The 13,270-nt window shown below is 35.9% G+C and carries 13 protein-coding genes; 4 read left to right on the top strand and 9 right to left on the bottom strand.

Translation table 11 applies throughout. From position 1 onward, the window contains the following. Positions 1 to 10: 10 nt before the first annotated feature. The 4 genes from H4J67_RS13945 to H4J67_RS13930 all read right to left on the bottom strand — a co-directional run bounded on the left by H4J67_RS13945 (position 11) and on the right by H4J67_RS13930 (position 2,465). Positions 11 to 613, bottom strand: a complete 603-nt coding sequence (locus tag H4J67_RS13945; protein ID WP_182173221.1) for a hypothetical protein — start codon at positions 611 to 613, stop codon at positions 11 to 13. Further along, positions 597 to 806 (bottom strand): helix-turn-helix transcriptional regulator, encoded by a 210-nt coding sequence (locus tag H4J67_RS13940; RefSeq protein WP_070376211.1) that lies wholly within the window; start codon positions 804 to 806, stop codon positions 597 to 599. Before H4J67_RS13940 ends, H4J67_RS13945 begins: the two co-directional genes overlap by 17 nt. After that, on the bottom strand, positions 806 to 1,387 hold the full coding sequence (locus H4J67_RS13935; RefSeq protein ID WP_182173224.1) for a DUF2975 domain-containing protein: 582 nt from the start codon (positions 1,385 to 1,387) through the stop codon (positions 806 to 808). The genes H4J67_RS13940 and H4J67_RS13935 overlap by 1 nt, the downstream gene beginning before the upstream one ends. 160 nt (positions 1,388 to 1,547) lie before the next feature. Then, positions 1,548 to 2,465, bottom strand: coding sequence for an aldo/keto reductase family oxidoreductase (locus tag H4J67_RS13930; protein WP_182204055.1), 918 nt, complete (start codon positions 2,463 to 2,465; stop codon positions 1,548 to 1,550). A gap of 109 nt (positions 2,466 to 2,574) precedes the next feature. Here H4J67_RS13930 and lgt point away from each other — a divergent pair, with 109 nt between their 5' ends. From lgt to H4J67_RS13910, 4 genes are all read left to right on the top strand, one after another. After that, positions 2,575 to 3,363, top strand: a complete 789-nt coding sequence (gene lgt, locus H4J67_RS13925) for a prolipoprotein diacylglyceryl transferase (protein WP_182204054.1) — start codon at positions 2,575 to 2,577, stop codon at positions 3,361 to 3,363. A gap of 13 nt (positions 3,364 to 3,376) precedes the next feature. Continuing rightward, positions 3,377 to 4,213: a ribonuclease H family protein gene (locus H4J67_RS13920; RefSeq protein WP_182204053.1), complete on the top strand. Its 837-nt coding sequence runs from the start codon at positions 3,377 to 3,379 to the stop codon at positions 4,211 to 4,213. A gap of 204 nt (positions 4,214 to 4,417) precedes the next feature. Further along, complete coding sequence (locus H4J67_RS21275) at positions 4,418 to 4,522, top strand: DUF2789 family protein (RefSeq protein ID WP_404842798.1); 105 nt, start codon at positions 4,418 to 4,420, stop codon at positions 4,520 to 4,522. Positions 4,523 to 4,834: 312 nt separating this feature from the next. Beyond that, the gene (locus tag H4J67_RS13910) at positions 4,835 to 5,767 is read left to right on the top strand and encodes an exopolyphosphatase (RefSeq protein ID WP_182173236.1); all 933 of its coding nucleotides are present in this window, start codon (positions 4,835 to 4,837) and stop codon (positions 5,765 to 5,767) included. 85 nt (positions 5,768 to 5,852) lie between these two features. On the opposite strand, the gene H4J67_RS13905 is transcribed toward H4J67_RS13910, so the two are convergent. From H4J67_RS13905 to H4J67_RS13885, 5 genes are all read right to left on the bottom strand, one after another. Continuing rightward, positions 5,853 to 6,806 carry a glyoxylate/hydroxypyruvate reductase A gene (locus tag H4J67_RS13905; protein ID WP_182173239.1) on the bottom strand — a complete coding sequence of 318 codons (954 nt, stop codon included), beginning with the start codon at positions 6,804 to 6,806 and terminating at the stop codon, positions 5,853 to 5,855. A gap of 22 nt (positions 6,807 to 6,828) precedes the next feature. Further along, complete coding sequence (locus H4J67_RS13900; protein ID WP_182204052.1) at positions 6,829 to 7,416, bottom strand: LURP-one-related/scramblase family protein; 588 nt, start codon at positions 7,414 to 7,416, stop codon at positions 6,829 to 6,831. A gap of 114 nt (positions 7,417 to 7,530) precedes the next feature. Then, positions 7,531 to 8,265 carry a DUF2785 domain-containing protein gene (locus H4J67_RS13895; RefSeq protein WP_182204051.1) on the bottom strand — a complete coding sequence of 245 codons (735 nt, stop codon included), beginning with the start codon at positions 8,263 to 8,265 and terminating at the stop codon, positions 7,531 to 7,533. A gap of 358 nt (positions 8,266 to 8,623) precedes the next feature. Beyond that, on the bottom strand, positions 8,624 to 9,391 hold the full coding sequence (locus H4J67_RS13890) for an ABC transporter substrate-binding protein (protein WP_182204086.1): 768 nt from the start codon (positions 9,389 to 9,391) through the stop codon (positions 8,624 to 8,626). A 658-nt stretch (positions 9,392 to 10,049) separates the two neighbouring features. Then, positions 10,050 to 12,041 carry a hypothetical protein gene (locus H4J67_RS13885; protein ID WP_182204050.1) on the bottom strand — a complete coding sequence of 664 codons (1,992 nt, stop codon included), beginning with the start codon at positions 12,039 to 12,041 and terminating at the stop codon, positions 10,050 to 10,052. Between the last annotated feature and the right edge of the window lie 1,229 nt (positions 12,042 to 13,270).

Raw genomic sequence — 13,270 nt, 5'->3', positions numbered from 1 at the left:
ATCGACTTATTTACAGGTGGTCATCGTTGTCTGAAAGACCAACGCCAATAGAAAAAGTCATTTTGTCAGCTACCTCAAACTCTAGACCAGCGATGGTTTTATAAGCAACCTGCTGATTTTTTTCTTCACCAAAAAGTGCACTCTGGTTGGTGTGCACCGCACCAAGGGCTAGTTCAATAAATGGTGATACATTATCACTTAGGCTAACATAGTTAAAACGAGAAGTTGCCCATAATCCCAGTGATTGATAATTACCCGAAGAAACTTGCAGTTCTTTAGATAAATGATTGGCGTCAACATTTTCAGCTAAGCCACTAAAATGTGCTTTGGCATAATGAATTGAAACCTCTGTCACTAGCTGCCAGTCTTCATTCAATTGATAACGCTTACCGACACCAAGATAAACTTCAGGAACAAGATCAATTTGAGTTTCACTTAAGGCTAAGTTGGCCAAATTATCATAATGGCTTAGACCAAAACCAACAAAAGCATACGATTCATCATCAGTTGCTAATGCCGAAAAGCTTACTAGGTGACTCACTAAGGCTCCACAGGTAATCATTATCGCTATAGATTTGTTCATCATCATTCCTTGTTTATTGATCTTTTTCATAAAGTAAAATATCTCCTGGCTGACAATCTAGTGTTTGGCATATGGCTTCAAGCGTTGAAAACCGTATCGCTTTTGCTCGACCACTTTTAAGTACAGATAAGTTTTGTGGCGTTATGCCTACTGACAAAGCAAGATCGTTTAATTTCATTTTACGTTTTGCGAGCATAACGTCCAGTTCTATAATCATAGCCACTAGATAACTAACTCCTGCTCTTGATGCAAGCTAGTCGCTTCGCTCATTATCCAAGCTATCACGTATATCACTAAACCAATTAATAAAAATCTTAACTCATCAGAGCCTAAGCTTATGTATAACGATAACGTATCAGAAGCTCCTGAAAATCGTAAGACTAAGGTTACCACTATTGGATAAAGAAGCTTTAAGGCAATCCAAGCTAATAGCACAGTACCAATATTTTTAATACATTGAATATTGGCGACAGTGAATACTAAACCCTGCTGATATAAACCAAATAACTTAAACAAAGACCAATAAATTAAAAGGCTTGGCAACAAATCTGCACTGCCTAGTATAAGCAAAACGTTAAAACCTTCATCGGTTAAGGCTAACGCTAAATTTTCCCAGCTACCTGAAAAGTCGATATTGACCGCTGAAGAGATAAATGAAAAATTGTCAGTTAGCTCAAAAGTGCCTTCATTATTAACCCCAAATAGTAATAAAAACGTAAAGCTGAAAACTTGCATAACAACAAACAGTGCAACGAGTGCCCTAACTATTTTACTTACTTTGTTAATCCTATGATGCGCTAACATAAAATTTATAACCTAAATTCATTCAATAAGCCTAATATAGCAGAAGAAATATGCTTATCAATCTATTTTTATCGATAAACGATAAATAAATACTGTTATATAATTGCCCACTTACTTTAGTTAGCGCGAAAAACGATTCAATATCGATTCATCTTCCTCGCTAGGGAACAGCTTTACCATTTCTCGCTTCAAATAATCGATACCAATCTTCACGGCTATAATTAAGCTCTAGTGCTACTTTTGCAGCAATAATTCGCTCTGGTGTGGTCGAACCAATAATAGGAAATATCTTTGCGGGGTGTTTTAGTAACCAAGCAAGAATAATTTGCCAAGGTTGACAGTTATACACTTGTGCTTGCGAAGTTAACTCCTCGGCGATACGTTGTTCATCTTCAACTGAAAAGGTATTCCCCCATGCAGAATATGCAACGCCACCTAGCGGGCACCAGGCAATTGGCGATAGTTTATCTTGTTGACATTGATCCAAAGTGCCGTCATTTAATGCATCAACATTATGAATATTAATTTCTATCTGATTCACCAATAACGGCAAATCTAATGCACTTTGTAACATCGCTACTTGTGAGGGTTTAAAGTTACTTACGCCAAAATGCGCAACTTTACCGCTATCTTTAAGTTCCTTAAACGTTTCGGCGACTTCATTGATATCAAATAAATAATCAGGGCGATGTAATAAAAAAAGATCGAGTTGCTCGGTATGCAAACGCTTTAAAGAGCCTTCTACACTCGATAAAAGATATGCTTTGCTAAAATCATAGCGTGTTGGCGCATAAGTATTTTCATTGTTTTTTGGACGAATACTTGCTTTCGAGGTAAGAATCATCTTTTCTCGCAGGTGCGGCAATTGCTTTAACAATTCACCAAATAATTGTTCACTTGCCCCTTCACCATAAATGTCAGCATGATCAAAATGATTGTAGCCAGCATCAATCGCGCTCTGCACCGCACGTTTGCCTTTATCGATAGCATTAACTGATTGATCACCTGCAATTCGCATACAACCATAGATTAATCGTGATGACTGGAGTTCACTCTTACCTAAACTATAATTTTTCATTACAACTTTGCTCTCGTTTTATCGCTAATTGACTGACATAATAGCGACTTTATGGTTGTTATTCATCAACAACTCAATCACTGCATACGTATAAATAAGGTTTTTTTCATTGCAACATTTTATTTGGGATATTGATCCAGTTTTACTTTCTATAGGTCCTTTAAGCGTTCATTGGTATGGCGCGCTATTTGCTGCTGCTATTATATCGGGTTTACAGGTGATGAAATGGGTGTATCAAACAGAGCACAAAAACCTAGAGGCTCTGGACAACTTACTGATGTATTCTGTATTTGGTATAATTATTGGTGCTCGCTTAGGCCATTGTTTCTTTTACGATCCTCAATATTACTTTGCTAATCCTTTAAAGATACTGGCCATTTGGGAAGGTGGTCTTGCTAGCCATGGCGGCGGTTTAGGACTTATTATTGCATTAGGTATATACGCAAGAAAGTATCAAGAAAACTATTTATGGCTGCTCGACCGATTAGCTATTTGTACCGCACTCTTTGGTGTATTTGTTCGTTCAGCTAACTTTGTTAATTCTGAAATATTAGGCGTTGCCAGTGATACGCCTTGGGCTATTATTTTCGCGCGTATTGATAATATACCTCGCCACCCTGCGCAACTTTATGAAGCGATTGCGTATTTACTGATTTTTATTATTCTCTTCTTTATCTATAAAAAATCAAAAGATAAAACGCCAAAGGGTTCATTATTAGGCTTATTTTTAATATTAACCTTTACCGCTCGATTTTTAATCGAGTCAGTAAAAGTTAAACAAGCTGCCTACGAGTCGATTTGGGCGTTAAATACCGGGCAAATGCTGAGTATTCCATTCTTTATCGCTGGTATCGTTTTATTAATATGGTCGTTATCTGCCAAGAACAAACTAAAATAAGCTGAGTAGCATAATGAGTAAAAAATATTACGTGGTTTGGAAAGGTTCAAAAACGGGTGTCTTTGACAACTGGACAACGGTTCAATCAGTAACATCAGGGCGTGCTGATGCTCAATTTATGGGCTTTCCTTCACAAGTTGAAGCAGAAGCCGCTTTTAAGTCAACTTACACCAAAGCATTAACCCAGCGATCCTTAAAAACACCACCACGCAACGGAGCTAAATACCCCGCTGCGGCTAAAACTGCAAGTTCATCATTAAGTCGAGCAACAGCTTCAGCAAAACCTGCTAGCAGCACAGTACGCAGCGATCGTGAAGTCACTAAGGCTAATATCGATATTTATTGTGACGGTGCGTGTTCGCCCAACCCTGGAAAATCAGGGACTGGTGTCGCTGTTTATCATCAAGGTGAAATTCATAGCCTTTGGTATGGAGCCTATAACGCCAATGGTACTAATAACACCGCTGAGTTAATTGGTATGTTACAAGCCTTTAAATTGGCAAAAGCTTATATTGAAGCCAATCCTGATAAAACCATTCAAGTACTGTCGGATTCAAAATATTCCATCGACAGCATCACGAAATGGGCAACAGGATGGAAAAATAAAGGTTGGAAAAAAGCAAATGGCGAAGCGATTAAAAATCCAGAGTTAGTCAAGGTTTGCTATACACTCTATCAAGAAATTAAAAAACATATTGCTATCACTCATGTTAAAGGTCACGCGAATATTGAAGGTAATGAGCTCGCCGATCGCATGGCTGTTCTTGCCAGAACGTCACAAGAAATAAATTTTGTACAATATCAGCAAACAATAAATATTCGCGAAATATTAGCAACCGAAGCGGGATAATAGATCAATATATAATGCCGCCAGATAGTCAACGTTCTCATTGGTTAACTGCCGCCTTACCTCAAAATAAATAGGAAAAATGTAACGATATTCAATCGTTTCTTTTTTCCTTTTTATTTTGAGGTACTTTGCTCAATCCAAGCTCTACTCAACACTGTATTTCTTATCAGAAACGTAGCTTTTATCGATCGCTAAAATTATACAATAACTTGTTTATTCTCCCAATTAGGTATGAATAACGTTCAAGCAGGTATAGGAAGTTTTATAAAGACTCATAAAGGTATTCCAGCAAAATTACCCTTGCATTAAGCAAAATATCAAGCCGCTGACAAGTTCTTACTTTAACAGAAACCATGCAGGAGAACGCTAACTGGTCTGAAATGACTAATAGCTTGGTTTGTTCATTAGGTTAATGCGAGAGCAATACATAGGAAATTAAGCCTAGGCATAGACTTTTCAAATAGAATTGAGATAAAAGAATCGAGATAAAAGAATCTACACATAGAGCACTTTATTTAACCTTAAAGTTGATTCCGCGCATTAATCTACTTTAATTATGCTTATATAAACAATATAGTGTTAAATAACAGAGTGTAAAAATCTATATAGTGGAGATGATAAATGTCGGATAATAAAAAATACCGTTTAGTAACACGTAGTGATTTTGATGGTTTAGTTTGTGCTATTTTACTCAAACATATTAATTTAGTTGACGGTATTCTCTTTGTTCACCCCAAAGATATGCAAGATGGAAAGATAGCGGTTGGGCCAGATGATATTTCCACCAACTTACCTTATGTTGACGGTGTTCATATCGCTTTTGATCACCATCATAGTGAGACACTTCGTAATAAGAAACGAGATAACCATGTTATCGACCCTGATGCGCCTTCAGCTGCTCGCGTTGTTTATGACTACTACGGTGGCCTAGAAACTTTTCCCGCAAGCTGGACAAGCATGATGGAAGCGGTAGATAAGGGAGATTCAGCACAATTTAATAAAGAAGAAGTTTTGCATGCCAAGCGATGGGAATTACTTAATTTCATTATGGACTCACGCACAGGTTTAGGTCGTTTCAGAGAGTTTCGGATTTCGAACTATGAACTGATGATGGACTTAATTGATTTTGGTAAAGATCACAACATTGACCAATTACTCGCACTCCCTGATGTTAAGGAACGCACCGATCTTTATTTTGAGCATGAAGAAAAATTTATAGAGCAAATTAAGCGCTGTGCAACCATACACAATAACTTAGTTGTGCTGGACTTAAGAGAAGAAGAAATTATTTACTCGGGTAATCGTTTTGTTATTTATGCCTTATTTCCACAATGTAATATTTCAATACATGTTATGTGGGGGCTTAAAAAACAAAATACTGTTTTTGCTACCGGTAAATCTATTTTTGATCGCAGTGCAAAAACAAATGTCGGTGAACTTATGTTGAAATACAATGGTGGTGGACATAATGCGGCGGGAACCTGTCAAGTTCCACATGATCAAAATGAAGCTTGTCTTGCCGAACTTATTGCGACGATTAATGCCGATGGCTAAGTCGCATTAGTCAGACTCACGGCTCAATAATAGTTAACTATTGCCATCAAGAATGATGGCAATAGCAAATCGCTAATCAAAAATATTAATAACCTTTATTCCAGTCGATATAAAAAGGTATCTGGTCGTTACTTCGATATTGTTTAATATTATGGGTCACAATTTCACCGGCACTTTCAAAATGTGTCGGCGCAGAAATATGGGGAAGAACCGTAATTTTTTCATTCAACCATAAATCATCACTTTTATCTAAAGGTTCTTGTTCAAAAACATCTAGAATTGCATGTTCAAGGTTGCCATTGGCTAAGTGAATAATAAGGTCGTGATTAGCGACGATCCCCCCTCGAGCAAAGTTAATAATACTGGCGCCTGGTGGTAGGTTTGTCAGCAGATCATCGTTGATGAGTTGGTAGGTGGCTGAAGTAAGGGGTAGTAAACAAATTAAAATATCTGTTTGCTTAACCATAGTCACTAATCCCTCGTCTCCTGAATAGCATGTAATGCCATTAATTAACTTATCACTTTGACTCCAACCAAGCACATTAAAGCCATTATCATGTAAACGTAACGCGCTCAACTTGCCTAATTCACCTAAACCTAAAATACCTAAGGTGCGCTCTTGTGGCAGTAAATAGCGATGTTGTAGCCACTGTGCTGATTTTTGTTGTTGTAAGTATTTTGGCATATCACGATGTAGATAAAGCACCCACGTTAATACCGCCTCACTCATGGTTTGCGCTAATATTGGATCAATTAAACGCACGAGCTTAAAGCTTGGCGTTGGTCTATTATCGCTTAATTGCGAAACTAGCGCATCGACCCCTGCCCATAGGCTCTGTACCCATATGAGTTTGGGGTATTGTGACAAGATATCAGCATCTGGATTAGCAACAATAGCGATTTCGCATTGAAGTTTTTGCTCAACAGATAAGTCTTTATCAAGCTTAATAGCTTCATTTGGAAGCTTAGTGGATAATAGTGCTAACCAAGCATCTTGCTCTTGCTGGGCAAGTTGACTCACAAAAGTAATAACTGCCATTATTAAATGTTTCCTCTTACCATTATTCTTTTAAAACCATATCAATACACATTACGGCAGCAAGGATCAACTTTCTAATCGGGTGATCTTCAGGAACATCAGCAGAAATTTTTAATGCGTAATTATCTGCACTGGTAAATAACTCTTTACCTATGCCACCCCATTCTTTCGATATATGAGCAAGTTCATCATTGCCATCCATAAAGCGAAAATTCCAACCAACCCAGTTGCCCTTTAACTGACAGACAAGTTGGTCTTGGCTATCAAAGATATCGAATTTTCCGCCGATTGAAAATAATTTTTGTTTAAAGTAACCAACCGCATTACCGTCACAATCAAAAACAGTTACTTTTGAAATAAATAAAGAGATACCACGCTGAATTCGGATAATACGCTGATCGTCAGGCGTTCGTATTTGAACATCAAAAGGTGTCATGGTTTTATAGTCAGTGAAACGCAGCATTTTAGTAAAAAAGCCTAAATTCGGCTCTCGACATTCCATGATGATATTCCCTGTTTCAGGATCATAAATATCGTAATTATTTGCCGCTTTAAATAGGCCAACATGCTCTTTGATTATATAAGTATTCTTATTAATTCTAGTATTCATTAAACGCTCACTCCGTGAGTTTAGCTATTGTTGATATTACGAAAATCATTGATGATAATGGTTATCTTTGCTTTTACATTGATTAAAATGACCATTAAACTGTACAATTTGACGTTATTTAGTCGCTTTAATGACTTGCTCTAAATAGGTAGACATTTCAGTTAATACTTTATTCTGACTGGGTTTAATTGTGGCATATAACGCGTATAAAAAACTCTGTGTGTTATGTAATTTAATTAACCCTTGTTCACTTTGATAAACATCTTGCCATTGATTGAAAGGAGCAGGGTTAACCACTTTACTAAGCCAAAGGTTAAAATCATCAGCAGAGTATTGTGCTCGTAAAAAAACATATATAACAGCCATATCGATACGTTTTGACTCTCCTTGAATATATGAATGTTGATCATTAGCAGTAAGTTGGCTAGCTAAAGCGACCAGTATCTTATCGAGTTGCGCTTTGTTAACTTTAGGGTTTAACGCCAATTGCAGCATAAGGTCTGCAGCGTGAGCTATACTATGTTGCCAACCAGTTTTAGTTGAAAAACCGCGATAATCTTTTACATTAGTTAAAAAACTTGTACCTACATTAACTAAATAATCTCTTTGCTCAGCGCTTAAAAAAGGTGAGTGCCTATCGACACGAACCACTTCAGCTAAGACCAAGATTGAGAATGACTGATAGACACCAGAAGTGTCAGCTACTTTCGATTCTAAAACACGAGTTAAGTAGTTAAACATTTCAATATGTATTGCTTGGCTAAGGTGTTCGTTTCGCAACCAATAACTTAATGCTTCAAAAGCGACACCATCTATTATTTCAGCATCTGGGCTTGCTAAACAAGCCAATAATTGTAGTGCTAAAGCTTCTTTCTCTGCTTTGTTTTCAAGGATAAATTTATCTTCTTTGAGTTGCAGTAGATTTTTTTATGCCATTGCTTCGATAAACACTCTGTATTGACTTGCTGCGCATTGATCTGTACTTCATTAGCAGAAAAGGCAGAGCTACTGATAAAAAGCATCAATATTATTGGAATTTTTAATGAAAATTTCATTTAACATCCTTTTAAAGTTATTTAATTATCTTAAAAATAAGCACATCAGGATACCATCACATCTGCAAAAAAAACATAAAATGAAGACGTTAGTGAGGAGTATTGAGAAAGGATTTAAGAACGATAGTAATTAACAGAGTTACATATAGCAATTATTGGTGGATTAAACTGATCACTTGCTTATCAGCTAATGCAATTAACGTTTCTAATTCACCACTTTGTCGCAGACGCATTATTTCTTGGTTAATAAGAGGGACTAATTTTTTATTTTTCTGATGTATATAATGGTAAAGAGGAAAAACAGCTAATGGCATTTTTGCAGGAATTATGTTTTGGTAACCCAACTTTTTCAAGATTAGCTGACCGCCTGTAGTATTGGTCAAGACAACATCAACTAAGCCACTTTGTAATATTTTAAACATATTTTCAGTGCTATTCATTTCGACAACATGACTTAAGCCATTCGTTATATTATCGGTGTGTTTTACACCTCTAATTTTGGCCAATTTATATCTTTTTAAATCATCTTTACTGACAATATTGAGCTGCTTACTTGCGAGGCTAAATGGCATAGTTTGCAAAGAATAATAAGGAGTAGGAACTCTGATCATTTCTTTGTTCTCATCTGCGTAGGACCAAATTCTCATTATTTCGCCATCACTTTGCTTTATACTCGCTAATAATTCCGCTCTTTTAGCAGGTAAAGGCTTAATAGTAATATCTATTCCAATATTTTTATAAATTTGAGGTAAAACGATTCGACCGACTTCTTGTTCAATCAGTAATTCAATAGAAGCAAAATTGTAGTGGAGAGTTATAGGCAGTACTAGAGGACTATTTTTTGGATTAATTGCTGAATTTTCATATAAAATATAAGTAGGGGTAACAATCGATTGAGCAAGTACATTTGGAGACACCATCAAAATGAAGCATATACCACTAAGTAAAAAATAAAGACTGAATATTACCTTCACTTAGACTACCACCTTCAAATTAATGCTTATAAAATATAAGGTTATTGGTAACTACCTCCTTGTTTTTTTTGCAAAATTGACTTAATAGCAGCAACATTAGCGATGTTAAACGCTTATGCACAGCCTATTCGATACGACTATAATATAAATTAGCGAGTAAAATGACAGGTAAAACCTTAAACTGCGCCCCCGCATAGCTTGCTCACTCCAATATAATGGCTATCTAGTGGCAGATAACAATATTGAAAAACGTTAACAATCGGGGTGAAATGCAAACAATCTGGTCAGAATTTAAACACATAGACCTGCTACTCGATATAATTAGCCCGGTCCGGTGAAACTCGTTTCACAAAGGCGCGACTTCGCGTCATACCAGTCGTGACTTATTCATGGGTCTGCTTTTTCATTCTCTAGGTTGCATATTAGAGACTTACGCAATGAACAACACTTAACGTTTTTACACACTGCCCTGGCATTTTATTAGCAATGCTACAGCGGCAATAAGACAAGCTACATTTAAAATAAAAAAACCCGCTAGATAGCGGGTTTTAAAGGTAAATTAATCAGACTAAACTTACTGATATAAAATAATCATCACTGATATTTATTGTACCGGGAGATTAATAGTACCCGTAACAATATCACCCGCTTTTGTTTGATAAGCATATTCAAACGTTAGACTATTTTCCGAGCTATCTAAATTATCAGAAGCGTATATAGACGTTGAGGCGCGGTAAACTTTCTGATTGTCTAATTGAGCGGTTCCTGTTTCAATCGACGTTTGAAGACTTTCGGTAATTAATGTTTCATTTTCAGCAAGCTTGACTAGTCCCAATGGTGAAACATTATTAGTATTACTATCTCTAACAAGAGTAAAGTTTCTTACTGAATTATAACTGACGCCGTCTTCTGTTACCGAGTAAAGACGCATTGAAAAGCTTTGCAACGTTTCAATTGATGATGGTAGATATAAATAAACACTGCGATCATAATTTGAAGGTGAAGAACTATCACCCGCTGAATTGGAGAGAGTAATCGCATTTCCGTTGCTGGTAAAGTTATTGTTATCTAAATGCACGTCATTAATATCAAAGTCATCATTATTTTCGATATAAAACGAAAGTGAATCATTATAAACATCGACAGACTTTTCTGTAGACTTCACAACTAAGTTACCGACATTGTATTGGTAATTTTGGCCTTTAGACAAAGAGTTAACCGGCGTAATCGTAAGTTTAGTGTCATTTAAACTAGTCTCAAATGAAACAGGAATATCTACCATGCCACTAACAACTGTAGTGCCGGGTAAAATAACATCAGTCGATGAATCATTACCTTTAACAACAGTAAAACCAGAAGTATTAATAAGTGACAAGCTATTTACTGATGTGGTGATAGCTTGAGAGTAGAATATACTGAAACTTTTATCTATATAGTTTACTTCATTTGCCGCAATAACGACCTCTAAAGAAGAACTATCATTAGTCACAATTCTTGGCATAACGGCTAACTCAACAACGTCAGTATTAGCGATATTATAACAACAGTTTTCTAAAGCACCTGAAATGTTGACTCTTAAGCTGTCATCATCGTTCTTATTCAGTGATATTGAAGCACTTTGATAAGAGATATCGTTTGCCATAAATGAAGGGATTTCTACTTGTGAGTAATCACCAAACATTGCTGATATTACATATTGTTGTGTTGCAGCATCAAAAGTAGAAGTCGTCTGCGTACCCGCAGAGTCTGTTGAGAATAACTCAGCACCTAAAAGAACATTCGCACTTGCATCAATCATTGTAATGCGAAATTCAATCTCTTTTAACGGCATTTTTTCTTCAACATAAAGCGTTAATGATTCATCACTATTCGATGATAAAAAATATAATTCATTACTACTAATGTTGTTATTTAACTCAGGATTATAATCTATTTCACCATCTTTATTGAGATCTAAGTTGGCTCTAACCATAATATTGAGAAACTTTGGTATGGTGATATGGTAAACGCCATTGGCTTCATTATAAGTTGAGTGATGTTGATACTTATTCGATCTTGAACTGGTACCGTAATGAGATGAAGCTTTAAACGCTAATCCAGTAAGAGGCAATCCTGATGTTTTATTAATCACCGTTATTTGCATATCTTTAGCTGTAGAAACTTCAAATTGACCAAAATCATTGGCCGTATTGACTGCATTTGAATGACCCGTATTAATGAAATATGCACGTGATAAAAATTCATTATTGCTACTTTCAATAATCATTTCAATATCAGAATTAGCAGGAAGGTTTTCTAATTTAAACTCGCCACCGTTGAAGCTAACGCTATCGACGAGGACAACATCAGCGGCAATAATTGTAATGTTCGAGGTTGATACGGCTTGGTTATCCAATGCATTAACAACGATACCCGTTAATGTAACAGAAGCGGCAGGAGTACCAGGAATGATAGAATTGTTAGTACCACTAAGAATTTCATTTTGTGCTTGGATTACTTGCACTACATCTTCGTTATTATTGTCGTTTTCTACTTCTAAACATGCTGTTAATAAACATAAAGAAACGCTTATCATCACTAGATTTACATACTTCAATTTTACTTTCCTTTTAAAATTTAGAAGGGAAATAAAATTAAACAATCTTTGTCGTATCGAATTCCCTTCAATAGAGTAAAAATATTAACATAAAATCAAGCAAAATTTAACAAGCTTAGTGTGATTATTGATGTTAATAAGAAATAAAATAGGATTTAATATCAGAATAGTTAATTAACATACTAATTATCTCCCTAGTTCCGTATAAAAAATTATAGAATAACGGCTTGGGGGTTGCGATATGGTTTAATGCGAGCTTATGCAAAAGCGCTCTCTGAGCCTAAAGAGGCTTAGGCGTTCATCCCTTCTTTTGGAGAAGTCAGCCTACTGACAATCAAACCCTTTAACAAAATCAAAGCTAGTAAATTAAAGTGAGTGTCCATTTAATCTCTCCTACCCCCAAACTCCGTCATCCTGAAATTGTTTCAGGATCTCGACCTTAACAACTCCAAGACCAGATACTGAAATAAATTCAGCATGACGAGAGTGGGAAATAAAATAATTCAGAACGACGAGAATGGTAACTTTAATAAATTCAGCATGAACTCAAACGGCGTCATCCTGAACTTGTTTCAGGATCTCGACCTTACAACTCCAAGCCCAGATACTGAAATAAATTCACCATGACGACAATGGAAATGAAATAATTCAGAACGATGAGAATGGTAACTTGAATAAATTCAGCATGAACTCAAACTCCGTCATCCTGAACTTTTTTCAGGATCTCGACCTTAACAACTCAAACCCCAGATACTGAAATAAATTCAGCATGACGACAATGGAAATGAAATAATTCAGAACGACAAAAGTGGATACTGAAATAAATACAGTAAGACAATATGTTAGTTAATTTCAAGATTATCGGGACTTTAATAGGTTTTTTTATACGGTCAAATGATGGATGAGTAAATTTACACAGTATTAAAGATGAAAGTTCAAGCAAGAGAGAGTTTATGAAGACTAGAATGTACAATGCATAAGTATTTTCAAAAAGAGGCAAATAGGGATAGAAAAACAATATGGTAAGGTTAAGCTGATATCTGTTTATATGAAAGTAATATTAGAATACTGTTGCTTGATGTTGAATGGTTTAATGTTGTTACTTAGATTCAAGAAAAATATTCAGTTGCATTGAATTATCGAAATATAGAGCACAACAGGTATTTAAAAAAACCCACACTCTCTTATTGAGAATGCGGGTTTTTATTAAGAATTACAAATGAGCAGCG

Source organism: Colwellia sp. BRX10-4 (assembly GCF_014077465.1).
Lineage (GTDB): Bacteria > Pseudomonadota > Gammaproteobacteria > Enterobacterales > Alteromonadaceae > Colwellia_A.
The sequence above is the reverse complement of the archived record's forward strand: the minus strand, read 5'-3'. Positions and strand labels throughout refer to the sequence as shown.

Coding starts and splice junctions, on each gene's coding strand:
- H4J67_RS13905 (WP_182173239.1), bottom strand. CDS start 6,806: ATGGCAGTTATTACTTTTGTGAGTCAACTTGCCCAGCAAGAGCAAGAT.
- H4J67_RS13890 (WP_182204086.1), bottom strand. CDS start 9,391: ATGGTGTCTCCAAATGTACTTGCTCAATCGATTGTTACCCCTACTTAT.
- H4J67_RS13945 (WP_182173221.1), bottom strand. CDS start 613: ATGAAAAAGATCAATAAACAAGGAATGATGATGAACAAATCTATAGCG.
- H4J67_RS13920 (WP_182204053.1), top strand. CDS start 3,377: ATGAGTAAAAAATATTACGTGGTTTGGAAAGGTTCAAAAACGGGTGTC.
- H4J67_RS13900 (WP_182204052.1), bottom strand. CDS start 7,416: ATGAATACTAGAATTAATAAGAATACTTATATAATCAAAGAGCATGTT.
- H4J67_RS13935 (WP_182173224.1), bottom strand. CDS start 1,387: ATGTTAGCGCATCATAGGATTAACAAAGTAAGTAAAATAGTTAGGGCA.
- H4J67_RS13930 (WP_182204055.1), bottom strand. CDS start 2,465: ATGAAAAATTATAGTTTAGGTAAGAGTGAACTCCAGTCATCACGATTA.
- H4J67_RS13910 (WP_182173236.1), top strand. CDS start 4,835: ATGTCGGATAATAAAAAATACCGTTTAGTAACACGTAGTGATTTTGAT.